We start from the raw sequence: 23,965 nt of genomic DNA, 5'->3' as shown, positions 1-23,965 counted from the left end.
GACGGGCTGTTGGGGGGCTTCGACGCGGTGCCTCGCTTCGCTCGGTACCGGCTCAGCCGGCGGGGTGGGAGGCGTTTCTCGCTTCGCTCGGTACCGGCTCAGCCGGCGGGGGAGGTGGTGGTGTGGGCTCTGTGACGGGCCGCTGTGGGGGCTTCGACGCGGTGCCTCGCTTCGCTCGGCACCGGCTCAGCCGGCGGGGTCGGTGCCGGCTCAGCCGGCGGGGTTGGTGCCGGCTCAGCCGGCGGGGGAGGTCACGCGGGTCGCGCGACGGCCTTGGTCTCCAGGTATTCCTCGAAACCGGCGACGCCCATCTCGCGGCCGATGCCGGACTGTTTGTAGCCGCCGAACGGGACGTCGGCGGAGTACCAGATGCCGCCGTTGACGCCCATGGTCCCGGTGCGAACACCGTTGACCACCTTGTTGATCCGGTCCTCGTCGGTGCCGTAGACCATGCCCGACAGTCCGTAGGGGGAGTCGTTGGCGATGCGAACGGCGTCGTCGTCGCCGTCGTGGGCGATGATCACCAGGACCGGACCGAAGATCTCCTCCTGCGCGACGCGTGCCGAGTTGTCGAGTCCGGAGATCAGCGTCGGCTCCACGAAGAAACCGTTGGGCTTGTCGGCCGGGCGGCCACCACCGATCTCGATGGTGCCGCCCTCCTGCTTGGCGAGTTCGATGTAGGACTCGACGCGCTGACGCTGACGCTCGGAGATCAACGGTCCGCAGATGGTGCCCGAACTCGTGGGGTCCCCGGCCGGGAGACCGGCCAGCGCGTCGCGGGTCGCGGTGATCGCCTCGTCGAGCCTGGGGCGAGGCACGACGAGGCGCGTGGTGATCGCACAGCCCTGGCCGGCATGGGTGACGACGTTGAACGCCGCCATCGCGCAGGCCGAACCGATGTCGGCGTCGTCGAGCACGATGAACGCGGACTTGCCGCCGAGTTCGAGGAACACCTTCTTCAGCGACTCCGACGCCGCGGCCATCACCTTCTTGCCGGTCGCGGTGGAGCCGGTGAAGGAGACGAGGTCGACGCGGGGGTCGGTGGACAGTTGCTCGCCGAGGCGGTGATCGGTGGAGGTGACGATGTTCAGGACGCCGGGTGGAAGGTCGGTTTCCTCGGCGACGACCTTGCCGACGAGCGCCGCGCACCAGGGGGTGTCGGGTGCCGGCTTGAGGACGACGGTGCATCCGGCGGCGAGGGCCGGCCCGATCTTGGCGAAGTTGATCTGGTGGGGGAAGTTCCACGGCGTGATCGCACCGACGACGCCGACGGCCTCCGACCGAAGCTCACGATGGTTCTTGATGCCCATCGGCCTGGCCTCGCCGAGATCGCGGGACCACTCGTAGCTCTCGGCGAGGTCGGCGAAGTAGCCGAGATCGGTCACCGGTCCCTCGAACTGCGGGCCGTGGGTGAGGAACGACGGGCAGCCGACCTCGGCGATCGTCAGTTCGCGGAACTCGTCGGCGTGGGCGAGGAGGGCATCGCGCAGTTGTCGTAGGCAGCGGGCGCGGAAGGCGTGGTCGCGCGACCACTCGGTGGTGTCGAAAGCGGTGCGGGCGGCGGCGATCGCGGCGTCCATGTCGGCGGCGGTGGCCTCGGCGGCCTGTCCGATGACCTCCTCGGTCGCGGGGTTGACGACGTCGAAGACACCGCCGCTGCCGGGGGTGAGCTTGCCGTCGATCAACAGATCCGACGCGGTTTCGGGGCGAAGGGGCATGAGCTGGAACTCCATCTGGACAGGTGTCTGGACTCGCGTTCAAACCTAGTGTAGCGTGGCTCACATGTCCAGCCCCGTATCCCAGGAATCCACACGTCGCCGCCTCACGCAGCAGCAGGCGGAGACGGTCTCGCGGCTCACCGAGGCCGCGGTCGACGTGCTGAACGCCGAGGGTTTCGACGGGCTCACGGTGCGGTCGGTGGCCAAGATCGCGGGTGTCGCGCCGGCGACGGCGTACACGTACTTCTCGTCGAAGAGCCATCTGGTCGCCGAGGTCTTCTGGCGGCGGCTGTCCGCGGGGGTCTCCGAACCCGATCCCGCCGCGGCGCCGAGCGAGCGGGTCGCGCAGGTGCTCCGCGAGGTGGCGCTCGTCGTGGCGGGGGAGGGGCAACTCGGTGGTGCGGTCACCGTTGCGCTGCTGGGGACCGACCCCGACGTCGAGCACCTCCGCGTCCGCATCGGTGCGTTCATCCGCCGGCGTCTGGCCGCCGCGCTCGAGGAGGATCCGGAGAATCCCGGGCCGCTCCTCGACACCCTGGAGATGATCTACTCCGGCGGCCTCGTCTACGCCGGCATGGGGCACATGACCTATGAGCAGACCTCCGAACGTCTTGTCGCTGCTGCGCATCTACTGATGGAGAAGTGATGACCGAAACGACATCGGTGCCGGGGATGGAGCGAGCCCTCCCCTTCGACCCGTATGCCTATGACTTCCACGAGGATCCGTATCCGACCTACGCCCGGCTCCGTCGGGAGGCGCCGGTCTACTACAACGCCGAGATGAACTTCTGGGCACTGGCGAATCACGCCGATGTCCGCGCGGGATTCCGTGACGTGCAACGGTTCTCGAACAGCTGGGGCGTGTCGATGGACCCGTCGGCGTACGGGCCCGACGCACACAAGTCGATGTCCTTCCTCGCGATGGACGACCCCAAACACATGCGCATCCGCAAGCTGGTCTCGAAGGGCTTCACGCCGCGCCGCGTCAACGACCTCGCCGGCCGGATCACCGCGCTGACGCACCAGCACTGGAGCAAGTGCCTCGACAGGGGCGAGTTCGACTACGTCCACGACTTCGCCGCACTGTTGCCCATGGACGTCGTCTCCGAGCTCCTGGGAGTCCCCGAAGCCGACCGGACACATCTGCGGCACCAGTCCGATCTGCTCCTTCATCGCGAGGACGGTGTCCTCGACATCCCCGAGGCCGCGATCCACGCGTACATCGAACTGCACAAGTACTATTCGGAACTCATCGCCGACCGGCGGAAGAGTCCCGGCGAGGATCTGGTCTCGGCATTGATCGAGGCCGAGATCGACGACGACGCGACCGGCGAGAAGATCAGGCTCACCGAGGACGAGATCGTCGGTTTCATGGTCCTGATGGTGGTCGCGGGTAACGAGACCACGACGAAACTCCTTGCCAATGCGCTCTATTGGGGCTGGCGTAATCCCGACGAACTGGCCAAGGTGTTCGCCGACCCCGAACTCGCGGTCCCGCAGTGGACCGAGGAGACGTTGCGCTACGACAACTCGACCCAGATCGTCGTGCGTCGCGTGATCGAGGATGCACCCTACGGCGACCACGTGATCCCGGCCGGTGACCGCGTCCTCCTCCTCGTCGGTTCGGCGAACCGTGATCAGGAGGTCTTCGGGCCGGATGCCGACAAGTACGACATCGGGCGCGACAACGGCCAGGCGTTGATGAGCTTCGGTCTCGGAGCGCACTTCTGCCTCGGCGCACATCTCGCCCGTCTCGAGGCCAACATCGGTCTCGGCGAGGTGATCCGGTCGATCCGCGCGGTCGACATCGACATCGACAAAGCCGTGCGCGTGCACTCGGTCAACGTGCGCGGCTTCGCCGAACTCCCCGTGAAAGTGACGGTGCGCTGATGGGTTTTCGTCCTCATCCCGAACGTCGGCCGGTCCTCGTCGCGGGTGCCTCGTCGGGCATCGGAGCGGCGACGGCCGAACACCTCGCGGCGGCCGGCCATCCCGTGGCCCTGGCGGCCCGCCGAGTCGAGAAGCTCCAGGAGCTGGCCGACAAGATCATCGCCGCGGGCGGCGAGGCGGTCGCCGTACCGCTCGACGTGACCGACGAACAGTCCGTGGTCGACTGCGTTGCGAAAGCGGAGGCCGCACTCGGCGAACTCGAGATCGCGGTCGCCGGAGCCGGCGACCTCGCGGTCGGGCTCTCCTACGAGACGAGCCCGGAGCATTTCGCCGATCAGGTCAACATCCATCTCACCGGCGCCTACCGGATCTACCGGGCCGTCATCGGTGGCATGATCGACCGTGCCCGAGGCGATTTCGTGTTCATCGGTTCCGATGTCGTACTCCACCCGCGGCCCTGGTCGTCGGCCTATGTCGCGGCGAAGTCGGGGATCGACGGAGTGGTCGCCACCATCCAGCTCGAACTCGAGGGCACCGGTGTGCGAGCAGGTGTGGTCCGACCGGGACAGACGCTGACCGGCATGGGCATGAACCTCGACCAGAAGACCACCGAGGACATGCTCAACGACTGGATCAAGCACGGCTTGGCCCGCCACGGCAACTTCCTCGAACCCCAGCACATCGCGCTGGCCGTCGCGGCGATGGTCACCATGCCGCGCGGTGCCCACATGCGCGCGGTCGAGGTGGAGGCCGAGGGTGCGGTCTCCCGGGACCGGGCCACGACACCAGAAGACCCACAGTCGACGAAGGACAAGGGGACCCATCGATGACCGCCACCACCGCATCAGGTCTGAAGAAGCCGCATCGAGTCTCGGGCGGCGAGAGCGAACACGGCCATCTCGACGAACTCGCGAGCGACCCGATCTCGCTGTTCTGGCGCGTCCGCGAGGAATGCGGCGACGTCGGCATGTTCCAGCTCGCCGACCGCGAGGTGGTGCTGGTGTCCGGGGCCGCGGCCAACGAGGAGTTCTTCCGCGCGCCCGAGGAAGACCTCGATCAGGCTGCCGCCTACCCGTTCATGACCCCGGTGTTCGGCGAGGGCGTCGTGTTCGACGCGAGCCCCGAGGAGCGGTCCAAGGCGATCCACAACTCAGCGCTCAAGGGCGCCCACATGAAGCAGCACGCGGTGACGATCCCGAACGAGGTGGAGCGCATCATCGCCGAGTGGGGCGACGAGGGCGAGATCGACCTGCTCGACTTCTTCTCCGAACTCACGCTCTACACCTCGTCGTCGTGCCTGATCGGACGCAAGTTCCGGGAGCGGCTCAGCGGGCACATCGCCCACCTCTTCCATGACCTGGAGAAGGGCACCGACCCAATCGCGTACGTCGACTACAAGGCCGACATCGAGAGCTTCCGCAAACGCGACGAGGCGCGTGCCGAACTCGTCGAGTTCATCCAGGGCGTGATGGACGAGCGCATCGCGAATCCGACTGAGGACAAAGACGATCGCGACCTGATGGACGTGCTCGTCCAGGTCGGCTTCGACGCCAACACGATCACTGGCATGTTCATCTCGATGATGTTCGCCGGCCATCACACGACGTCGGGCACCGCCGCGTGGACGCTGATCGAGCTGTTGCGCAACCCGGACTACATGTCGCGCGTCTACGACGAGCTCGACGAGATCTACGGCGACACGCCGGCCGGTGAACGTCCCGAGTACACCTTCGCCCGCACCCGGCAGATGCCTCGGCTCGAGAACGCCCTCAAAGAGGCGTTGCGCCTGCACCCGCCGCTGATCATCCTGATGCGTGTGGTGCAGAAGGATTTCCACGTCGAGGACTACGAGATCTCCGCCGGTCAGTCGATCGCGGTGTCGCCGGCGATCTCCAACCGCCTGCCGGAGGACTTCCCGGACGCGGACACCTTCGACCCCGACCGGTACGACAAGCCGCGGCAGGAGGATCTGGTCAACCGCTGGACCTGGATTCCGTTCGGGGCGGGCCGGCATCGTTGCGTCGGTGCGCAATTCGCGATCATGCAGCTCAAGGCGATCTTCTCGGTGCTGTTCCAGAACTACGAGTTCGAGATGCTGCAGCCGTCCGAGAGCTACCGGAACGACCACTCGAAGATGGTCGTTCAGCTCCAGCAGCCGTGCCGCGTTGCCTACCGTAAGCGTCAGGACCGCTGATGCGCATCGAGGTCGATCTGGATCTGTGCCAGGGCCACGGCATGTGCGAGCTCGAGGCCCCCGAGGTCTTCGCGACGAAGACCGACCATGTCGAGATCCTCGACGCGACTCCCGACGAATCCCGGCGCGCCGAGGTCGAGGCGGCCGTGCAGTACTGCCCGACGCAAGCGTTGCGTCTCATCGAAGATGACGAGTGAAGGTGGAACACATGTCTTTTGACCGTGCCGAACTGGAAGAGATGAAGGAACGGTGGCTCGCCGCCAACATCGAGGCGGAGAAGGCGGGAGACTGGAAGCCGCTCGCCGAGTTCTACACCGAGGACGCCACTTACGGCTGGAATTACGGCCCGAAGAAGGACTTCATGGCCGTGGGTCGCGAGGAGATCCGCGAACTCGCGCTCGGCCAGGAGATGGAGGGCCTCGAAGGGTGGGAGTACCCGTACCAGGCGTGGGTCATCGACGAGAAGACCGGCGACATGATCGGGCTCTGGAAGCAGATCTATGAGGGCACCCGCGACGACGGCACCCACTATGCGCTCGAAGGTATCCAGGGCAGCTGGTTCAAGTACGGCGACAACTTCCAGTTCTCTTGGCAACGTGACTTCTTCGACTACGGCAACGTCTCCGCACTCTTCATCGAGATGATGCAGAACAACGCGATGAGCGAGGGCATGCTCAAGCGGGTGGAGAAGGCGGCGCCGGGGAATCTGCCGGGCTGGTATGACTTCGGTAAGACGCCGGTCGCGTTCTGGTGAACTGAGATGACTCCCACAGCCCCGACCTACCAAGGTCTGAGTCAGGAACAGCTCGCCGTCCTGGTACCCGAACTCCTGCTGTGCGGTCAGATGATCGACCGCAGCGGAATGGCCCATCTCATCGGCGCATTCGGACGAGACGTGATGGGCCGGATCGCCATCGAGGAGTGGAAGGCCGCGAGTCCGGTCTACACACACCGGATCCGGACCGCGCTCGGTATCGACGGTGACGGCGTCGAGGACATGTTCAAATGCCTCCAACTCGACATCGGTGCGCCGCCGCAGTTCATGGATTCCGGTTTCGGGTCGACGACAAGTATCACGGGTCGTTCGTGCTCGATCACTGCGGTGCGCTGCTCGACGTCGAACCGCTCGGCGACGACTACGTCACCACGATGTGCCACGACATCGAGGACCCGACCTTCGACGCGACGGCCATCGCCACCAACCGGCGGGCGCGAATCCGGCCGGTGCATCGTCCACCTCGTCGTCCCGTCGACCGGACTCCGCACTGCGAGTGGACGGTCACCATCGAACCCGACCGCGAGGAACTGCCGCTCCCTCCGGACGCCGAGGAGATGTTCGGCACTCGCGCCGGCCAGATCCAGCTGTCCGCGATCGACAGCTCGGCAACCGACGGCTGGGTCGACTATCGAGGCCCGCTCGTCGAGGATCTCCAGTTCGCCGAGTGGTCGGCGTCGGCATTGGGGCGGATCGCCGAAGAGGTTGCGCTGCAGCATCAGCTGTTGTCCCTCGGCTTCCTGGTCGGTTTGCGGCGGTGTGCCGAGAGCGAGGATCAGGTGGTCGAGATCCTCCGCAGACAGCTGATCGGGATCGCCGGACTCGCGGCGGACCGCATTCGCGCGGCGCTCGATCTCCCCACCGGCGCCGCAGGTCTCGCCCAGGTCCTGGCCCTGCATCCGTGCTTCGGTCCGGCGCAGTACACCGGCCTGACCGCCACCGTCGACGGCGACGCCGTCGTCGTACGGATTCCGCGTGAGTCCGATGCGACGGCCGACGGCGGGTGGATGTCGATCATCAGCCCGGATCATCTGGAACCGCTGCAGGCGGCGGCGACCGCGGTGAATCCCTACCTGAGTGTCGAGGGTGCCGTCGAGACCGACGACGCGCTCGAGATCCGGATCGTCACGTCGGACACCGCACAGAAGGAGAGCGGCGAGGTGGCGATCGCTCGGTTCAGCGGTGGCGCGAGTTTCGAATTCGTCGACCGCGGCCGCTCGATCCCGATCACGCCGGTCGGTAGCTCGACGTGAGTCCGGACGGCGGCTGGTCTCCCGGTGCCGCCGGACTGGGTGGCCGGGTCGCCGTGATCGCCGGCGCCACCCGGGGCATCGGTCTCGCGGTTGCATATGCACTCGCGGGACAGGGGGTTTCGGTCGTCGCCAACGGTCGTGACGGTGATGCGCTGGAGGAGACGGTCGCGGAGATCCGCGGCGGCGGCGGTCAGGCTGTCGGAGTCTGTGGTTCGGCCGGTGACGACGGCGTCGCCCAGCAGATGGTCGACGCCGCGCTCGCCGAGTTCGGTGCACTGGACATCGCCATAAACTGCGCCGGCATCGCCGAACCCCCGGGGTCGACGGTGCTGACCATCGCCCCGGACGAATTCCGGGCCCAGGTGGACGCCCATCTGATGAGCGCGTTCCATCTGGTCCAGGCCGCCGGGCGGGTCTTCGTCGAGCAGGCGTCCGGGTCGATCGTGCTCACCGGCTCGGCGGCGTCGCTCGGGATGTTCGGTGGCAGCGGCTATCCCGCGGCGAAGGGTGGCGTCAATGCGCTCGCACTCGCCGCGGCCGCGGGTCTTGCCAATCACCACGTCCGGGTGAACGTGGTGATGCCCGGAGCCAAGTCGCGATTGTCGACCGGCGACGACTACGTCGCGCACATCGAGGGGCTGCATCGGCGGGGGATTCTCGACGACCTCACCCGCGACGCGGCCTTGGATCCGGCGCCGCCCGAGTACGTGGCGTCGCTGTACGTCTTCCTCGCCAGCGACGCGGCCGAGCACATCACCGGCAACATCTTCAGCGCCGCAGGCGGTTTCATCGGCCGGTTCGAGTCACAGCAGGCGAGCTTCGTCGCCTACCGCGACCACAGGGACACCTCTCCGTACAGCCTCGTCGAGCTCGCCGAGCTACTCGGCTAACTCGGACACCCCACAAACCCACCCTTTATCGGCATTTCCACCACCCGCGCGGGTGGTGGAAATGCCGAAAAAGGGTGGGTTTGCGTCAGGAGTGGCGGGCGGCTCGGCGATCCACCCAGAACCGCGCCCCCTCCTCGATGGCTTCGGTGACCGGGCGCGGGCGCCAGTTCAGGTCGCGTTCGGCCTTGGAGTGGTCCATCTCCGACATGAAATGCATGAGCCGCACCGACGGAACGGTCAGCCGGACCGGCCTGCGCGTGATCGCTGCCCGAGCCGAGCCCACGGCGCCGGCCCCATACAACGCCGCACGACGGAGCACGAGGCGCGGCGGCTCCCGGCCCGCGGCGCGTGCGGCGATCGCCACGATCTCACCCATGTCGATGGACCGTTCGGACACGATGTAGCGTTCGCCCACCTCACCCCGATCGGCCGCCAGGGCAAGCGCGCGAGCGGCGTCGTCGATACCGACCGACTCGGCTCGGCATCCGCGGACTGTGAACGGCATCTTGCCGAGGGCTGCTCCGGCGACGAACGATCCATGCGGCGTCGGCTGCCAGTCGCCCGTGCCATAGGTGTTGGCGACGCACATGGCGACTCCCGACACGGCCCCGTCGCGCGAGTAGTCGAGCAACAGGTTCTCCGCCGCGACTCGACTCAGCACGTACTCGGGCGCGCGCCGAGACCAGTTGAACGCGTCGCCCTCGGTGGCCCGACGACCCTCCACCCGACCGATGGTGGCGACACTGCTGGTGAACACGAACTTGCGCAACGGCTGACGGGCGGCGACGTCGAGCACGGCCCGCAATCCGTCGACGTTGGTGCGGTACAGCGGAGCCGGATCCCGTAACCAGGCCCGGGTGTCGACCGCCAGTGGAACACCACGATGCAGCCGGCCATCGCGGCGCGCACGGAATCCTGGTCGAACAGATCGCCGGTGACATGGTGGACGTCGAGTCCGGACAACGTGCGGAGGTCGCTCGTCGGGCGGGTGAGGACGCGGACATCGTCGCCGTTCTCGACGAGCCGGCGGACCAGCCGGGAACCCAGGAAACCGTTGCCGCCGATGACGAGCTTCATCGTCCGGCCAGCCCTCCGGGTGCGAGGTCATCGATCGCCGCCGCACTGCGGGACAGCATGGCGTCGAACATGGCGGTGCCACGCTCGGTGGGCTGGGCGGCGGCCGAGCCGAAGACGATGATCAGCGGGGCCTGGATGAGGTTGCCGACGTAGTCGTCCCAGCACTCGTCGAGGGTGTACCCGGTCACCCCGGCGGTGACGACCGCGCGATGATACGACGCCACGATGCCGCGTTCGTGCTTGCGACGATCCTCGGTGGTCAGGCTGGTACTGAGCAGAAAAGCGATGTCGCGCAGCGGGTTACCGGTCGTGATCGTCTGCCAGTCGATCACCGTCACCTCACCGGACGGCCCGAACAGCACGTTGTCCACGCGCAGGTCGCCGTGGATCAGAGCCGTGTTGCGCAGCGGGGCGACGAGCCAGTCGCCGGCCTCACGCACCAGCCAGTCGACGGCGGCCGAACTCTGTCCGTCCGGGGAGAAGCGCTCGCGATAGACGTCGGCCATCGGCGCGAGCAACGACTCCATCATCTCGCGTTCGGCTTCACCGGGCAGTGGCATCTCCGCGAGCAGTGCGGGGTCGTTCCACCGCGGAGCATGCAACCCGGCCGCCGCTACCGCGACCGACTCCGCCTGTGCCGCCGTACATCCGATGATCTGGTCACCCTGCACCGCCGCGCCCATGTCCTCGAGCAGGAGGACGAACTCGGTGCCGGGGTCCGAGATCGTCGCGGCGTAACACCTCGGCATCGGCACGGTGAAAGCCGAGGCCAGATCACGATAGAACCGGACCTCGTTGCGGAACACTCCGGAACCGAATGCCCGCTGTTCCGGTTCGCCGGTCGCCAACTTGGCGATCATCGTGGCCGGGAGTTCGGCCGGTCCGGAGTAGTCGAGGGTGAGGCGGTACGACCCGGCCATCTGCCCGGTTCCCACGGCCGAGGCGGCGACGGCGGTGATCGATTCGTCGTGGCCGTTCTCGCCGAGGAAGTCCGTCAGCCAGGCGGGCGTGAGTTGCTCGACGCTCGTGGGTATCTCGATGGTTTCTGTCATGCGGGTGTCTCCGTCACGAGGGCATCCTTCCCGGGTTGGCCGGCAGTCCGACCGCGCGGTCGGGGCGTATGTCGCGGTACGCCGAGGCCACCGGCGCGAGTTCGGTCGGTGTCGCACCGTGCAGGATCACCGAGTCGACGCCCAGGTCGAACTGCGCGGCGACGGTCTTCGCGCAGTCCGACGGCGAGCCGGTCGCCGAGTGGCGACCCACGCGTTCGGGATGACGGCGGCCAGGTCGGCGAGTTCACCGGCGGTGGCGGTGGCGTCGATGGGACCGCGCGCACCGCTGAAAGCCGCAGTGGCCCGGACTCGTTCCAGGTCTGTCGGGTCCCAGGCGTTGGCCGCCATGAGTTGATCCGGATACCCCTGGAGATAGGTGGCGAGCCGCCCGTACAGCCTACGCAGACGGTCGGTCTCATCCAGGTGGTCGCCCACCGTCGCCACGACCGACCAGATCCGGATCGAGGCGGGATCGCGCCCGGCCCGCTCCGCTGCGCCTCGGACATGGGCAACTGCCCGGCGGGTCGCGTCGTCGCTGAAATATGTGTGCAGGACGACGCCGTCGGCGATCTCACCGGCCAGCTCGAGAGTCCTGGGACTCATGGTGACCATCAGGATCGGTGGGGGAGGGTCGAGTGTCACACCGAGATTCAGCAGAGGGTAGGAGCCGGCCGGTCCGTCGTGACCGATCACCATCTCGCCCGTCCACAGCCTGCGGAGGAGCCCGGTGATGTCACGCAGGCCGGCGCCGGTGACGAGGGGGAGCCCGAGTATCTGCCACTGGGGGGTGATCCCGCGCCCGAGACCCAGAGCGAACCGCCCCGCCGAGAGTTCGCTGAGCGTCGCCCCCATGGTCGCGGTGACGATGGGATGCCGGGTGTTGTGGTTGGTTGCCGCCGTGGCGATTCCGAGATTCTCGGTCGCACCGGCGAGAGCCCCGCACAGTGCGGCGGCGTCCTTGATGTTGAACCGTTCCGAGACGAAAGCGGTGCCGAGTCCGATCTCGTCGGCGAAGCGTGCTTCGGCGGCGAGCTCGCTCGGGGTGACGGGGTGCCGGGAGAGTGCGTAGTAGCCGAGCTCGGTGAGCTGATCCTCCATCGTCTCAGGCACTCGCCCCGACGGCCTCCCCGTACGTGCGCGATCGCGGCTCCCGGACCCACAGGATGCCGTCACCGGCCGTCGCACCCTCCTGCTTCAGGGTGCGCTTGAGGATCTTGTTGGTGGCGGTCGTCGGCAGGTCCTCCGCGATCCGTACGAAGCGCGGCCAGGCCTTCGGTGACAGGTCTGCCTGTGCGGCAAGCTGTTCGGCGAAGGACTCCGGGCTCAGCGAGGTGCCGTCCTGCAGTACGACGGCCGCCATCACGGCGTCACCGACCTGTTCGTCGGGGACCGCGTACACCGCGACGCGGTTGATCTCCGGTATCCGGAGCAGGATGCGTTCGATCGGTCCGGCGGCGAGGTTCTCGCCGTCGACGCGCATCCAGTCGCCGGTACGTCCGGCGAGATAGATCCACCCGTCGGAATCCTTGTAGGCGAGGTCGCCGGACCGGTACATCCCGTGACGCAGTCGCTCGTTGGTGGCGTCGGAGTCGTTGTAGTAGCCCATGAACATCCCGCCGCCCTCGACGTTGACCAGCTCGCCGATCGCCTCGTCGGAGTTGAGAAGTGCTCCGGTGTCGTCGAATCGGGCCGGGGGACACTCGGTGATCGTCGAGGGGTCGTAGACCGCGACGTTGGGGAAACCCCGGCCGATCGAGCCGTGCGGGGTGCCGGGTTCGCGGGTGATGATGATCGCGAGTTCGGTGGAGCCGAATCCGTCCCAGACCGTGCAACCGAACCGACGCGAGAATTCGTCGATGTCGCGGTCGGTGGCCTCGTTGCCGAAGGCGACGCGCAGCGGGTTGTCGGCATCGTCGGGCTTCTCCTCGGTGGCGAGGATATAGGCGAGCGGCTTGCCGACGTAGTTCATGTACGTCGCCCGGTAGCGGCGGATGTCGTCGAGGAAGGTCGACGCCGAGAACTTGGCCGGGGCGATCGCCGCGCCACCGCACAGGGCGACGCAGTAGCCACCCATCAGTGCCGCGCTGTGGAAGAGCGGCATCGAGAGGTAGCAGACGTCGCCCGGGCCGATGTCGTACTTGTCGACGAGTACGGGGCCGGCGAACGGAATCATCATGTGCGCGAACTGAACCGGTTTCGGGTTACCGCTGGTGCCCGAGGTGAAGATCAGCATGAACGTGTCCATGGCACCCGGCACCGAATGCGGGGTCAGCTCGCCGGCTCCGGCGACCAGATCGGCCCATCGGGGGGTCGAGGTGTCCAGGACGGTGACGCCGGGCAGGTCCAGGCCCTCGAGGAGAGGGCGGTGCTCGGCGTCGGTGATCAGGATCTGGCAGTCGGCGCGCAGGATGTCGGCGGCCAGGCCCTCGCCCCGTCGGGTGTTGTTGATGCCGGCGGTGACGTAGCCGCCGAGAGCCCCGGCGGCCAGGGCGATGAGCATGTCCGGGGTGTTCCCGAGCAGAGTGCCGATGTGCATCGGGCGAGACGCGTCGGCCACGGACAGTATTGCGGCCGCGGTCTTCTCCGCGTCGCGGATGTACTCGCGCCACGTCCACCGGCTGCCCTCGTAGGTGATTGCCAGGTTGTCGTCGTCGGCGCGTTCCTGAAGGAGCTGGGTGACTGTCTCGGCCATGCGGCCAAATCTAGAACGTGTTCACCCGGTCTGTGTACAGATCTGAAATATTGTCTACTGCAAGCCTGTCGGGGACGCCGAAGCGTCCCCGACAGGCTCGTGTGGGTGTGCTCTAGCGGGTGAAGGAACCGCTACCGGGTACGACGGTGAACGTCTGGTCGTTCTTGCCGATGATCGTCGTGGTGAATTCGACAGGCCCGGCGCCGGTCGCGATCGAGACCCCGTCCGACGGGCGTCCGTCGGTGCATGTGGCGAAGACCTCGCTACCGGAGTTCCCGGTCGACCGGTTCGTCCAGGAGATGCCGATGCGCGCGTCCTTCAGGTTCGTCGAGCAGGACTCGGTCGGGGTGGTGTTCAGTGAGACATGGGTGATCCCGGGTTCGGTTGCGGATGCGAGGATCGAGGCGACGAAACCTCCGGTTACACCGTTGGAGCCCACGGTGATGCCGGCGTTCGGGATCTGCTCGACGCTCAGTGGCTGCTCGCCGGGAGCCGCCTGCGCGGTGGCAGTGCCGAGGGTCAGTGCAGCGAATGCCGCGGCGGCTCCGAATCCAGCAACAGTCTTGCGTCCCATGTGTATCTCCCGTCACTTTGGACACTTCGAACCCACAGCGTACGGGAGTGATGTTGGACTCCTCAAGGTGAGGTCGGCCGCATTCTGCTGATACAGAAGATGCATGAGCGATCTGCACCACGCCGAGTCACCGAATCCGGGGCCGCATGACCCACTGTCCGCATTCCACCTCGGCGACCTGGCCGTCGAGCCCAACGGTGTGCGTGCCGCCCAGCTCCTGTGCTCGCAGTTCGCCGACCATCGCGGCCTCATCGAGGTGCCCGCCCTCGCTGTTCTCTTCGATCACTGCGGCGGAATCCCGTTCCATCGCGTCCACAACGATCCGGCGGCCGCCACGCTGCAGGCTCGGCTGTCGCTCTCGACGCACGGTCGCGCACGGATCGGGGACATGCTGGCGGCGCGTGCCGATGTCGTGATGCACGACGACGGCTGGGGGTCGACGAGCGTCGAGATCCGTTCCGGCGCAGGGCAACTCTGCTGTGTCGGTTCCGCACGCAACGTCCGCGTCGGACGCGCCCCGACGGGGCAGACACCGTCCGCGGAGATCGGGATGCCGATGCCCCGCTGCAACGACGACCACGGGGTGACGCTCCCGCCGACGATTCCCTCGGGTCTGCCGGGACGGGCGGTGGTCGAGGAGATCGCCACCAAGCAGCGGGACCCGGGGCCGCTCGTCGAGATGCTCAACGGCACGGTCGAGGTGCTCGACGGTGCCACCGACCGGGACGCCGGCATCCGCTTCCGCAGCGCCACCGATCCCTGGATGGGCAACATGTTCGGCACCATGCACGGCGGCGTCATCGCCACGATCGTCGGCCAGGCGGGCTCGTTCGCCGGTCACCTGCACGCCGGACCGGGGCAGGACTACTCGATCGGTGACATGGCCATCGGCTTCTACCGCTCGCCCGCGGTGGACGGCGGCGAGGTCACCGTGGAGGTGACGCCGATCAAGACCGGGCGTCGTATCTCGTCCTTCGAGGCCACCATGACGTCATACGACGACGTGCTGCTCAGTCGCGCGACGCTCGACGTCCACTATCACTGAGAGTCCGTCGCACCACTGCCCGAAAACCGCCCCTGAGATCTGCCCCTGAAAACCGCCTCTGAGATCGGCCCCTTGAACCTGCCCTGCAGCGGAGTCGACGACATATCGTCGCCCGACGCGGTCCGGAGGGCCGTTTCCAGGGGCGGTTTTCAGCGTTTCCGGCCGAAAAACAATCAAGCGTGCTTGATTCTTCTGGGATCCTGTGTGAGGCTGACCGCATGACTGATCGGGCAGCGGCCGTCCACGGTGTGGTGGCAGATCTCGAGGCCGAGTCGGAGCAGCTCGATGCGCTGGTCGCCGACCTCGACGACGCGGGATGGGCGACGCTCACACCCGCACCGGGGTGGACGATCGCCCACCAGATCGCGCATCTGGCGTGGACCGATGAGGTCGCGGCCATCGCGGCAACCGATCCCGATCGCTTCACAGATCTCGTCACCGAAGCCCTGCAGAAGAATCCGGAGACCTACGTCGACGACGCCGCCGAGGCCGGGGCGGGTGCCCCGGCCGAGGAGATCCTCGCCGGCTGGCGTCTCGCCCGCGGCAAGCTCGCGGATGCGCTCCGGAACGTGCCACCGGGTGTGAAGATCCCGTGGTTCGGCCCGCCGATGTCGGCCGCCTCCATGGCCACCGCGCGATTGATGGAGACGTGGGCCCACGGCCTCGACGTCGCCGATGCCCTCGGGGTGACCGTGCTGCCCAGCGACCGCATCCGCCACGTCGCGCACATCGGGGTGCGCACACGCGATTTCGCCTACATCGTCAACGGCAGGACCCCGCCGGCCGAACCGTTCCACTATGCGCTGACGTCGCCGTCGGGGGAGCTGTGGACGTGGGGGCCCGATGACGCGTCCGACGTCATCCGCGGTTCGGCGCTCGACTTTTGTCAGCTGGTGACCCAGCGTCGCGCCCTCGCCGACCTCGACCTGGAGATCGTCGGTCACGACGCGCTCGAATGGTCCGGCATCGCTCAGTGTTTCGCCGGCCCGCCGGGAGAGGGGCGCGAGCCGCGCGGGGCCTGAACCACCGCACCGACGACCCGACCCCAACACATCACAGTCACATCACACAAAGGAGCCTTGGGTGCCCATTGTCAGCCCCGACGTCTGGGACACGCCGGAACGTCTCGAACTGCGTTCGACGGTCCGCAGATTCGTCGATAAGCACATCCTGCCCTTCCAGGACGACTGGGAGCGTGACGGCGAGATCCCGCGTTCGCTCCACCTCGAGGCCGCGAAGCTCGGATTGTTCGGCCTCGGGATCCCCGAGGAGGTCGGCGGTTCCGGTGGCGATCACATCGACACAACGATCCTCGCCGAGGAACTGCACTACGCGGGTGCGGCCGGCGGCATCTTCGCCTCGCTGTTCACTCACGGCATCGCCCTGCCGCACCTGATCGCCGCCGGCGATCCGGAACAGATCGACCGTTGGGTGCGCCCGACCCTGGCCGGCGAGAAGATCGGCAGCCTCGCGATCACCGAGCCCGGCGGAGGCAGCGACGTCGGCCACCTGACCACGAAGGCCGAGCGGGACGGCGACCACTACGTCGTCAACGGCTCCAAGACCTACATCACCTCGGCTGTCCGGGCGGACTTCGTCGTCGCGGCGGTGCGCACCGGCGGGCCGGGCGCGGGCGGCGTATCGCTGCTCGTCATCGACAAGGACACACCCGGATTCACCGTCACCCGGAAGCTCGACAAGATGGGCTGGCGCTGCTCGGACACCGCAGAGCTGTCGTTCGTCGACGCACGTGTGCCGGTCAAGAACCTCGTCGGCCCGGAGAACTCCGGATTCGCCCAGATCGCCATGGCTTTCGTCACCGAGCGGTCCGGACTCGCGGTGCAGGCCTACGCCAGCGCGCAGCGCTGTCTCGATCTCACCGTGCAGTGGGCGCGCGACCGCGAGACCTTCGGCAAACCGATCATCGCGCGGCAGTCGGTGCAGGACAGCCTCACCGAGATGGCGCGTCGTATCGACATCGCCCGCACCTACACACGCGCCGTGGTGGAACGCAAGGTGACCTCACACGACGACCTCATCGCCGAGGTGTGTTTCGCCAAGAACACCGCCGTCGAAGCGGGAGAATGGGTGGCCAACAAGGCCGTTCAGCTCCACGGCGGACTGGGATACATGACCGGCACAGAGGTCGAGCGGCAGTACCGCGACATGCGCATCATCGGTATCGGCGGCGGCACCACCGAGATCCTCAACGGTCTGGCCGCCAAGCGGCTCGGCTTCCACGCCTGAACCGCTGCGAACATCCGAACCGACACGACCGAGAGGGAACGACGCGATGACAACCCTGGACAACCCCTTCGTGGAAACCCCGGAGCGCGCCCAACTGCGTTCCGCGGTGGCCGGTCTGGCGGCCAAATACGGCCAGGAGTACTTCCGGCAGTGCGCCCGTGAGGGACGCAAGACCGACGAACTCTGGCAGGAAGCGGGCAAGCTCGGCTTCATCGGGGTCAACCTCCCCGAGGAGTACGGCGGCGGCGGAGCCGGCATGTACGAGCTGGCGATCGTCATGGAGGAGATCGCTGCGTCCGGCACCGGGCTGCTGATGCTGGTGGTCTCACCGGCCATCTGCGGCAATGTGATCGCGCGCTTCGGCACCGACGAGCAGAAGCAGCGGTGGTTGCCCGGACTGGCAGACGGGTCGATCACGATGGCGTTCGGTATCACCGAACCCGACGCCGGGTCGAACTCGCACAACATCACCACCACCGCTCGCCGTGACGGCGCGGACTGGCTGCTGTCCGGCCAGAAGGTCTACATCTCGGGTGTCGACCAGGCCCAGGCGGTCCTGATCGTCGCGCGTACCGAGGACGCCAAGACCGGCAAGCTCAAGCCGGCGCTGTTCATCGTGCCGACCGATGCGGAGAACTTCTCCTACACCATGATCGACATGGAACTGCAGAACCCGGAGAAGCAGTTCCAGCTGTTCCTCGACGACGTCCGACTGCCGGCCGACGCGCTGGTCGGCGACGAGGACGCCGCTCTCAGCCAGCTGTTCGCCGGATTGAACCCGGAACGGATCATGGCTGCGGCGTCGGCGGTCGGGATGGGACGGTTCGCACTCGACAAGGCAGTGTCGTACGTCAAGGAACGAACGGTGTGGAAGACGCCGATCGGCGCGCACCAGGCCATCGCGCATCCGTTGGCGCAGGGCAAGATCGAGCTCGAGATGGCCAAGCTCATGATGCAGAAGGCCGCGACGATGTACGACGCGGGCGACGACTGGGGCGCGGCCGAGCCGGCGAACATGGCGAAGTACGCCGCGGCCGAGGCTGCGGTGAAGATCGTCGATCAGGCCGTGCACTCGATGGGCGGCAACGGACTGACGTCCGAGTACGGTATCGCGCCGATGCTGAGCCTCGTCCGCATCGCCCGCGTCGCGCCGGTCAGCCGGGAGATGATCCTCAACTTCGTCGCGCAGGCCAGCCTCGGCCTTCCCAAGTCCTACTGAGGTGTGGCGCCGGTGTCCACGGCAGTGTCCCCGAACCCAGGGTCGTCGAATGCCGGCCCGAATTCGCGTGGCCCGCAGCAGGAACGCTCACGGCTGACCCGTCAGCGACTGCTGCGGTCCACGGTCGACGTGCTCGCGGCGGACGGATGGGCGGCCGCCACGGTTGCCGCCGTCGCCAAACGTGCCGGAGTGTCGCGAGGTGCTGCGCAACATCACTTTCCGACGCGGGAAGCGCTCATCACCGCTGCGCTCGAGCAGGTCTTCGACGACCTGACCGCGGCGGCGGGCAGCGAGATCGAGGCACCCGGCTCCGACGAGGCGATCACCCCTGCGCGGGTGAGCGCCGCGGTCCAGTGCGCGGTGGCGGTGTACACGGGCACGGAATTCAAGGCGGCACTGCAGGTGTGGGCCGCGGCAGCGTCCGACCCTGCGCTGCGCAAACTGATCCTGCCCCTCGAGGCGAAGTTCGCCCGGGCCGCCCATCAGCGGACGATGGCGGCGATGGGTGTCTCGCCGGATGACCAGAAGGGACGCCGCCTTGTCCAGGCGACACTCGACTTCGCTCGCGGACTCGGTCTCGCCGATACCCTGTCGGACGATTCGGCACGACGCGCCCAGGTGGTCGACACCTGGTGCGAGCAGATCGCCGTGGCGCTGGGCGTCGAATCCGGTCTCTAGTTCACCGCCCTCAGGCGGCGACCTCCTCGCGTGACCTGCCTCGGGTCCCGGCCCAGTAGACGCCGAAGGACATGAGCGCCATCCCGACGAACACGACCACGGGCGAGATGGTCATCGAGACATAGCCCTGCCCACGGGGATCGATGAACGGATACGGATACCAGTCGACGATGGGTCCGCGGATCAGGGTGTACACGCCGTACACCAGCGGGACGGCCAGCCAGGTGAGCCAACTACGTTCGGGAATCCGCCTGGCGCGCACCAGGATCGATCCAGTCCACCAGTATCACCAGAGGGATGATGCGGTGCAGCACGTCGTTGACCCAGCCGTAGGTGACGTCCACATCCACCCCGCTGAGCAGCAGCGCGTACACGATTCCGGTGATCACCATGCAGGTGGTCACCGCTCCGTCGGCAACCGGGATCCGATGATGCTCGGACAGTTGCCCGGTCCATCCCGGACACCGGTGGTGCGGCGCGCGGGGAACTGCGTGCGGCGAACCGGAGGGCAACGGATACGCGAACTCGCCCGGGGATGAGTCCCCCGGGCGAGTCCGGCTCGGCTCACTCGCCGTGGATGATGACCCCGCGAAGGTTCTTGCCGTCGCGGAGATCCTGATAGCCCTCGTTGACCTGGTCGAGGGTGTAGGTGGTGGTGATCAGCTCGTCGAGCTTGAGCTGGCCCTGATCGTAGAGACGCAGCAGTTTGACGATGTCGTACTGCGGGTTGGCCGAGCCGAACAGGCTGCCCTTGATCGTCTTCTGATTGAGCGTGAGGTCGGTGCCCGACACGTGCACGGTCAGTTTGGCCGGATCGGCGAGACCGGTGATGACCACTGTGCCGCCCTTGCCGATGACGGCCGTCGCGTTCGACACGACTTCCTCGTCGACCGTGCCCACCAGGATCAGTGCCTGGTCGGCGCCCTGTCCCCACGTCAGTTCGTTGACCTTGGCGGCGGCCTCCTGGGGGTCCGCATAGGCGTGCGTCGCACCGAATTTCAGTGCGGCGTCGCGCTTCATGGCGACCGGGTCGACGACCACGACGAACTTGGCGCCGGCCGACACCGCACCCTGCACCGCGTTGATGCCGAGCCCGCCGATGCCGTAGATGACCACGGTGTCACCGGGTCGCACGCCGCCGGCGTACACCGAGGTCCCCCAGCCCGACGGCACGCCGCAGCCGACGAGGACCGCCTTGTCCAAGGGCAGCCAGTCGTCGACCTTCACCACCGAGTGCTGCGAGATGGTGGCGCGTTCGGAGAACGTGCCCAGCATGCACATGGCGCCGAAATCATCCTTGCCCGAATGGAATCGGAAGGTGCCGTCGGGCATCGAACCCTCGAGGATGGTCGCGCCCATGTCACACAGGTTCTGTCGTCCCGTCGAGCAGTAACGACACGTGCCGCAGTTGGGGATGAAGCTGCACACGACGTGGTCACCCGGCTTCACCTTGGTCACACCGGGTCCGACGGCCTCGATGATGCCGGAGCCCTCGTGACCACCCACGATCGGGTAGCGGGGCGGCAGGTCGCCGTCGGTGAGGTGGAGGTCGGAATGGCACAGGCCCGCGGCGGTGTACTTGATCAGGACCTCACCTTCGCGGGGTTCGTCGAGATCGAGTTCGACGATCTCGAAGGGCTTTCCGGGGGCGGTGAGAACGGCGGCCTTGGTGGTGAGTGTCATGACGTGCTCCTTTGCACTTGATGGGAACTCTGGGTGAATCAGGGATGGCCGGTCACAGCGCGATGTTGACGGCCTTGGTCTGCGTGTAGAGGTCGATGGCCGAGGAGCCGAGTTCGCGGCCCCAGCCCGACTGCTTGTAGCCACCGAAGGGCATCGCCGTGTCGAAGCCGTTGTACTGGTTGACCCACACCGAACCGGCCTTGATCTGGCGGGCCGTCCGGTGCGCCTTCGACAGGTCGGTCGTCCAGATGCCCGCGGCGAGACCGTAGATGGAGTCGTTGGCCGCGGCCGCGACCCCGGTGTCGGCGTCGAACGGCAGCGCTGCGACGACCGGCCCGAAGATCTCCTCGCGCACGATGGAGAAGTCGGGTTCGACGTCGACGAACACGGTCGGCTCGATGAAGAATCCCTCATCGCCCCAACGCTTTCCGCCGGTCAATGCTCGTGCACCGTCGGCGAGTCCGGCCGCCACGTAGCCGGACACGCGGTCGAACTGCTCCTGACTCACCAGCGGTCCGAGTTCGGTGGCCGGATCGAGGCCGGGGCCGATCTTCGCCTGGGATGCGGCCTCGGCGACCGCCGCGGTGAAGTCGTCGAAGATCGGACGCTCGACGAACAACCGGGTGCCGGCGACGCAGCACTGGCCGTGGTTGAACATCCACGCGGCCACCGATCCGGCGACCGCCTTCTCGAAGTCGGCGTCGGCGAAGACGATGTTGGGGCTCTTGCCGCCCAGTTCGAGCGACACCTTCTTGAGATTGCCCTTCGCCGCCTCGACGATCTTCTTGCCGACCTCGGTGGAACCGGTGAAGGCGATCTTGTCGACGTCGTCGTGTGCGGCGAGGGCGGCGCCTGCCTCGCCGTATCCGGTTACGATGTTGACCACGCCGGGCGGGAAGCCCGCCTCGTCGAAGATCTCACCGAGCAGCAGTGCGGTGAGGGGGGTCTGCTCGGCGGGTTTGAGGATGACGGTGTTGCCCGCCGCGAGCGCCGGCGCCAGTTTGAAGGCGGCCATCAGCAGCGGGAAGTTCCACGGGACGATCAACCCGCACACCCCGACCGGTTCGCGCAGCGTGTAGGCGTGGAACTCGCCACCCGGTACGAACGGCATCGACACGTCGACCGTCGAACCGGTGATTTTGGTGGCCAGGCCCGCGTTGTAGCGGAAGATGTCGGCGGCCCAAGCGGTGTCGACGGCGGTCGCGATGGTCGCGGCTTTGCCGTTGTCGAGTGCTTCGAGCTGACCGAACTCGGCCGCGCGTTCGGTGACCAGATCGCCGACGTGCCAGAGCAGCCGTTCGCGTTCGTTCGGCTTCATCCGCGTCCACGGTCCGGAGTCGAAGGCCTCGCGGGCGGCGCGGACCGCGCGGTCGACGTCGGTGGCGTCACCGTGAGCGACCGAGGTGAGGGGACGGGCGGTGGCGGGGTCGATGGTCTCGAAGGTGCGGCCGGACGCCGACCACACCCATTCACCGCCGATCAGCATCGGGCGGTCGTGGCCGATGAAGTCGCGGACCTTCGGGAGCAGGTCGGTGGCGACTGCGGTCATGGGTACCTCCTGGGAAAGCGCTCGACGCCGGTGGCGAAGCGAGCGGGTCGAGACGAGCCGGTCAGGGTGATCTGGGTCATAGCTGTGACCTGACTCATTTCTGCCACCGATCGGGGCGGTCGCCGTGTCCAGAAACTGAACACCTTCACCTCGTCGTTGCCGGATGGCGTGATCCGGGGTCGCGGAAAGTGCGTCCGGCGGCGTCGCTAGCGTGTCCGGGGGTGGCGAGCGCCGCCTCCACATCCGGAGAGGGAACCGATGGCAGCGCGCATGGCCGACCGTCTTCGCGGTGCGCTGCAGTCGGTGGGACCGCCGGGAGCGTCGGTGTCGCTGCGCGAGGCGGTACGTGCCGGAGTCGGATCGGTGCTGGGTCTCGGGCTCGTCGGACTCGTGCTCGCGACGTCCGGAGTCGATCTGCGGACGGGTCTGTTCCTGATCGCACCGTTCGGGGCGTCCGCGGTCCTGATGTTCGCCGCGCCCAACAGTCCGCTCGCCCAGCCCTGGTCGGCGGTCGTCGGCAACACCGTGTCGGCGTTCGCCGGCGTCTTGGTGACCCTGCTGGTGTCGCCGAGTGAGCTGCGCGTCCCGCTCGCAGTCGGTGTGGCGGTCCTGGCCATGGTGGTCTGTCGCGCAGTGCATCCGCCCGGCGGCGCCGTCGCGATGACCGCCGGGCTCAGCCCGGACGTGGTCCACGCGCTCGGGTTCCGGTTCGCCCTGGCCCCCGTCGCCGTGGGGACGATCGCGCTGGTCGTGCTCGCGGCCGGATACGCACGGGTCACCGGACGCCGGTATCCGTACCGTCGGTTCGACGACGAGTCGTCGGCCACCGCGCGGATCGGACTGGACGAGGACGAGCTGACCGACATCCTCAACCGGTACAGCCAGTCCCTCAATCTCGGTGTCGCCGATCTCGCACGACTCATCGTGGCAGCCGAACTCCAGGCTGCGGGCCATCGCGCCGACCCGCTCGTCGCCGGTGACGTCATGTCCGGGGATCTGGTGACAGTGGGACCGGACGCGACACTTCCCGACCTGGCGCAGATGTTCGACACCCACCGCTTCACCTCGTTGCCCGTGGTGACGCGCGGCGGCCGGTTCCTGGGTGTCGTCTTCCAGATCCATCTCGTCTCACGCCTTCGCGTGGGCTCGGCACGCGGATCGGACCGGATGTTCGCCCGGCTGCTGCGCCGGGACGGCAGCGTCCTGACGGCCGCCGACGTCATGGACACCACGCTGCCGATCGCGGCGCCGGACGCGCCGGTGACCGCGTTGTTGCCGATGCTCGCCGACAGCGGATGCGGTGCCGTGCCCGTGCTCGACGGGGACCTGCTGGTCGGCATCGTCACGCAGACCGACCTCATCGCCGCGCTCGCACGGCACACGCTGGCCGATCCGCTCGTCGACTGACGTACGGCCCGGCCTCATCGCG

General features: G+C 67.4%; 19 protein-coding genes and 4 pseudogenes. 14 read left to right on the top strand and 9 right to left on the bottom strand.

The window, feature by feature from the left end:
- Positions 1–251: 251 nt before the first annotated feature.
- On the bottom strand, positions 252–1,718 hold the full coding sequence (locus BPODLACK_RS06835; protein WP_159404952.1) for an aldehyde dehydrogenase: 1,467 nt from the start codon (positions 1,716–1,718) through the stop codon (positions 252–254).
- A gap of 64 nt (positions 1,719–1,782) precedes the next feature.
- Between BPODLACK_RS06835 and BPODLACK_RS06830 the strand changes: the two genes are divergently transcribed.
- The 8 genes and pseudogenes from BPODLACK_RS06830 to BPODLACK_RS06795 all read left to right on the top strand — a co-directional run bounded on the left by BPODLACK_RS06830 (position 1,783) and on the right by BPODLACK_RS06795 (position 8,720).
- Positions 1,783–2,364 (top strand): TetR/AcrR family transcriptional regulator, encoded by a 582-nt coding sequence (locus BPODLACK_RS06830; RefSeq protein WP_006434747.1) that lies wholly within the window; start codon positions 1,783–1,785, stop codon positions 2,362–2,364.
- Positions 2,364–3,608, top strand: a complete 1,245-nt coding sequence (locus BPODLACK_RS06825; RefSeq protein ID WP_159404951.1) for a cytochrome P450 — start codon at positions 2,364–2,366, stop codon at positions 3,606–3,608. The genes BPODLACK_RS06830 and BPODLACK_RS06825 overlap by 1 nt, the downstream gene beginning before the upstream one ends.
- Positions 3,608–4,438: an SDR family oxidoreductase gene (locus BPODLACK_RS06820; protein WP_159404950.1), complete on the top strand. Its 831-nt coding sequence runs from the start codon at positions 3,608–3,610 to the stop codon at positions 4,436–4,438. Before BPODLACK_RS06825 ends, BPODLACK_RS06820 begins: the two co-directional genes overlap by 1 nt.
- A complete protein-coding gene (locus BPODLACK_RS06815; protein ID WP_159404949.1) occupies positions 4,435–5,802 on the top strand; it encodes a cytochrome P450 in 1,368 nt (455 codons plus the stop codon). The genes BPODLACK_RS06820 and BPODLACK_RS06815 overlap by 4 nt, the downstream gene beginning before the upstream one ends.
- A complete protein-coding gene (locus tag BPODLACK_RS06810; RefSeq protein WP_024497636.1) occupies positions 5,802–5,999 on the top strand; it encodes a ferredoxin in 198 nt (65 codons plus the stop codon). Before BPODLACK_RS06815 ends, BPODLACK_RS06810 begins: the two co-directional genes overlap by 1 nt.
- Before the next feature lie 11 nt (positions 6,000–6,010).
- The gene (locus tag BPODLACK_RS06805; RefSeq protein ID WP_159404948.1) at positions 6,011–6,556 is read left to right on the top strand and encodes a nuclear transport factor 2 family protein; all 546 of its coding nucleotides are present in this window, start codon (positions 6,011–6,013) and stop codon (positions 6,554–6,556) included.
- A 6-nt stretch (positions 6,557–6,562) separates the two neighbouring features.
- A pseudogene (locus BPODLACK_RS06800) lies at positions 6,563–7,830 on the top strand (hypothetical protein).
- On the top strand, positions 7,827–8,720 hold the full coding sequence (locus tag BPODLACK_RS06795) for an SDR family NAD(P)-dependent oxidoreductase (protein ID WP_159404947.1): 894 nt from the start codon (positions 7,827–7,829) through the stop codon (positions 8,718–8,720). Before BPODLACK_RS06800 ends, BPODLACK_RS06795 begins: the two are co-directional and overlap by 4 nt.
- 85 nt (positions 8,721–8,805) lie before the next feature.
- On the opposite strand, the pseudogene BPODLACK_RS06790 reads toward BPODLACK_RS06795, so the two are convergent.
- The 5 genes and pseudogenes from BPODLACK_RS06790 to BPODLACK_RS06770 all read right to left on the bottom strand — a co-directional run bounded on the left by BPODLACK_RS06790 (position 8,806) and on the right by BPODLACK_RS06770 (position 14,115).
- A pseudogene (locus tag BPODLACK_RS06790) lies at positions 8,806–9,797 on the bottom strand (NAD-dependent epimerase/dehydratase family protein).
- Positions 9,794–10,849, bottom strand: a complete 1,056-nt coding sequence (locus BPODLACK_RS06785; protein WP_006434739.1) for a phosphotransferase — start codon at positions 10,847–10,849, stop codon at positions 9,794–9,796. The pseudogene BPODLACK_RS06790 and the gene BPODLACK_RS06785 overlap by 4 nt, the downstream one beginning before the upstream one ends.
- 13 nt (positions 10,850–10,862) lie before the next feature.
- A pseudogene (locus tag BPODLACK_RS06780) lies at positions 10,863–11,947 on the bottom strand (TIGR03857 family LLM class F420-dependent oxidoreductase).
- Between the two features lie 4 nt (positions 11,948–11,951).
- A complete protein-coding gene (gene fadD1, locus BPODLACK_RS06775) occupies positions 11,952–13,541 on the bottom strand; it encodes a fatty-acid--CoA ligase FadD1 (RefSeq protein ID WP_159404946.1) in 1,590 nt (529 codons plus the stop codon).
- Between the two features lie 112 nt (positions 13,542–13,653).
- Positions 13,654–14,115, bottom strand: coding sequence for a hypothetical protein (locus BPODLACK_RS06770; RefSeq protein WP_006434736.1), 462 nt, complete (start codon positions 14,113–14,115; stop codon positions 13,654–13,656).
- Between the two features lie 103 nt (positions 14,116–14,218).
- On the opposite strand from BPODLACK_RS06770, the gene BPODLACK_RS06765 reads away from it, so the two are divergent.
- The 5 genes from BPODLACK_RS06765 (at position 14,219) to BPODLACK_RS06745 (ending at position 19,304) form a co-directional block, all read left to right on the top strand.
- Positions 14,219–15,160: a PaaI family thioesterase gene (locus BPODLACK_RS06765; protein WP_159404945.1), complete on the top strand. Its 942-nt coding sequence runs from the start codon at positions 14,219–14,221 to the stop codon at positions 15,158–15,160.
- A gap of 218 nt (positions 15,161–15,378) precedes the next feature.
- Positions 15,379–16,182: a TIGR03084 family metal-binding protein gene (locus BPODLACK_RS06760; RefSeq protein WP_159404944.1), complete on the top strand. Its 804-nt coding sequence runs from the start codon at positions 15,379–15,381 to the stop codon at positions 16,180–16,182.
- 61 nt (positions 16,183–16,243) lie between these two features.
- Positions 16,244–17,407, top strand: a complete 1,164-nt coding sequence (locus tag BPODLACK_RS06755) for an acyl-CoA dehydrogenase family protein (RefSeq protein ID WP_006434733.1) — start codon at positions 16,244–16,246, stop codon at positions 17,405–17,407.
- Positions 17,408–17,453: 46 nt separating this feature from the next.
- Positions 17,454–18,626: an acyl-CoA dehydrogenase family protein gene (locus BPODLACK_RS06750; RefSeq protein ID WP_006434732.1), complete on the top strand. Its 1,173-nt coding sequence runs from the start codon at positions 17,454–17,456 to the stop codon at positions 18,624–18,626.
- 3 nt (positions 18,627–18,629) lie between these two features.
- Positions 18,630–19,304 carry a TetR family transcriptional regulator gene (locus tag BPODLACK_RS06745; RefSeq protein WP_394855153.1) on the top strand — a complete coding sequence of 225 codons (675 nt, stop codon included), beginning with the start codon at positions 18,630–18,632 and terminating at the stop codon, positions 19,302–19,304.
- 10 nt (positions 19,305–19,314) lie between these two features.
- Here BPODLACK_RS06745 and BPODLACK_RS23470 read toward each other — a convergent pair.
- The 3 genes and pseudogenes from BPODLACK_RS23470 to BPODLACK_RS06725 all read right to left on the bottom strand — a co-directional run.
- Positions 19,315–19,714: pseudogene (locus BPODLACK_RS23470) on the bottom strand (Pr6Pr family membrane protein); the annotation flags it as partial.
- A 154-nt stretch (positions 19,715–19,868) separates the two neighbouring features.
- Entirely contained in the window at positions 19,869–20,987 is a 1,119-nt protein-coding gene (locus tag BPODLACK_RS06730) for an NDMA-dependent alcohol dehydrogenase (RefSeq protein WP_159404942.1), read from the bottom strand.
- A 52-nt stretch (positions 20,988–21,039) separates the two neighbouring features.
- Positions 21,040–22,536: an aldehyde dehydrogenase family protein gene (locus BPODLACK_RS06725; RefSeq protein ID WP_159404941.1), complete on the bottom strand. Its 1,497-nt coding sequence runs from the start codon at positions 22,534–22,536 to the stop codon at positions 21,040–21,042.
- A gap of 258 nt (positions 22,537–22,794) precedes the next feature.
- Here BPODLACK_RS06725 and BPODLACK_RS06720 point away from each other — a divergent pair, with 258 nt between their 5' ends.
- Positions 22,795–23,943 carry an HPP family protein gene (locus BPODLACK_RS06720; protein ID WP_159404940.1) on the top strand — a complete coding sequence of 383 codons (1,149 nt, stop codon included), beginning with the start codon at positions 22,795–22,797 and terminating at the stop codon, positions 23,941–23,943.
- Positions 23,944–23,965: the final 22 nt, after the last annotated feature.

This window comes from Gordonia sp. YY1 (assembly GCF_009872315.1).
GTDB classification, from domain to species: domain Bacteria; phylum Actinomycetota; class Actinomycetes; order Mycobacteriales; family Mycobacteriaceae; genus Gordonia; species Gordonia amicalis.
Note: the sequence above shows the minus strand (reverse complement) of the source record. Positions and strands in the feature narration are given on the sequence as shown.

Excerpts from the sequence above, each read along its gene's own strand:
- BPODLACK_RS06765 (WP_159404945.1), top strand. The coding sequence starts at position 14,219 with ATGAGCGATCTGCACCACGCCGAGTCACCGAATCCGGGGCCGCATGAC.
- BPODLACK_RS06770 (WP_006434736.1), bottom strand. The coding sequence starts at position 14,115 with ATGGGACGCAAGACTGTTGCTGGATTCGGAGCCGCCGCGGCATTCGCT.
- BPODLACK_RS06725 (WP_159404941.1), bottom strand. The coding sequence starts at position 22,536 with ATGACCGCAGTCGCCACCGACCTGCTCCCGAAGGTCCGCGACTTCATC.
- BPODLACK_RS06835 (WP_159404952.1), bottom strand. The coding sequence starts at position 1,718 with ATGCCCCTTCGCCCCGAAACCGCGTCGGATCTGTTGATCGACGGCAAG.
- BPODLACK_RS06805 (WP_159404948.1), top strand. The coding sequence starts at position 6,011 with ATGTCTTTTGACCGTGCCGAACTGGAAGAGATGAAGGAACGGTGGCTC.
- BPODLACK_RS06820 (WP_159404950.1), top strand. The coding sequence starts at position 3,608 with ATGGGTTTTCGTCCTCATCCCGAACGTCGGCCGGTCCTCGTCGCGGGT.
- BPODLACK_RS06760 (WP_159404944.1), top strand. The coding sequence starts at position 15,379 with ATGACTGATCGGGCAGCGGCCGTCCACGGTGTGGTGGCAGATCTCGAG.
- BPODLACK_RS06825 (WP_159404951.1), top strand. The coding sequence starts at position 2,364 with ATGACCGAAACGACATCGGTGCCGGGGATGGAGCGAGCCCTCCCCTTC.
- BPODLACK_RS06730 (WP_159404942.1), bottom strand. The coding sequence starts at position 20,987 with ATGACACTCACCACCAAGGCCGCCGTTCTCACCGCCCCCGGAAAGCCC.
- BPODLACK_RS06720 (WP_159404940.1), top strand. The coding sequence starts at position 22,795 with ATGGCAGCGCGCATGGCCGACCGTCTTCGCGGTGCGCTGCAGTCGGTG.
- BPODLACK_RS06830 (WP_006434747.1), top strand. The coding sequence starts at position 1,783 with ATGTCCAGCCCCGTATCCCAGGAATCCACACGTCGCCGCCTCACGCAG.
- BPODLACK_RS06785 (WP_006434739.1), bottom strand. The coding sequence starts at position 10,849 with ATGACAGAAACCATCGAGATACCCACGAGCGTCGAGCAACTCACGCCC.
- fadD1 (WP_159404946.1), bottom strand. The coding sequence starts at position 13,541 with ATGGCCGAGACAGTCACCCAGCTCCTTCAGGAACGCGCCGACGACGAC.
- BPODLACK_RS06810 (WP_024497636.1), top strand. The coding sequence starts at position 5,802 with ATGCGCATCGAGGTCGATCTGGATCTGTGCCAGGGCCACGGCATGTGC.
- BPODLACK_RS06750 (WP_006434732.1), top strand. The coding sequence starts at position 17,454 with ATGACAACCCTGGACAACCCCTTCGTGGAAACCCCGGAGCGCGCCCAA.
- BPODLACK_RS06815 (WP_159404949.1), top strand. The coding sequence starts at position 4,435 with ATGACCGCCACCACCGCATCAGGTCTGAAGAAGCCGCATCGAGTCTCG.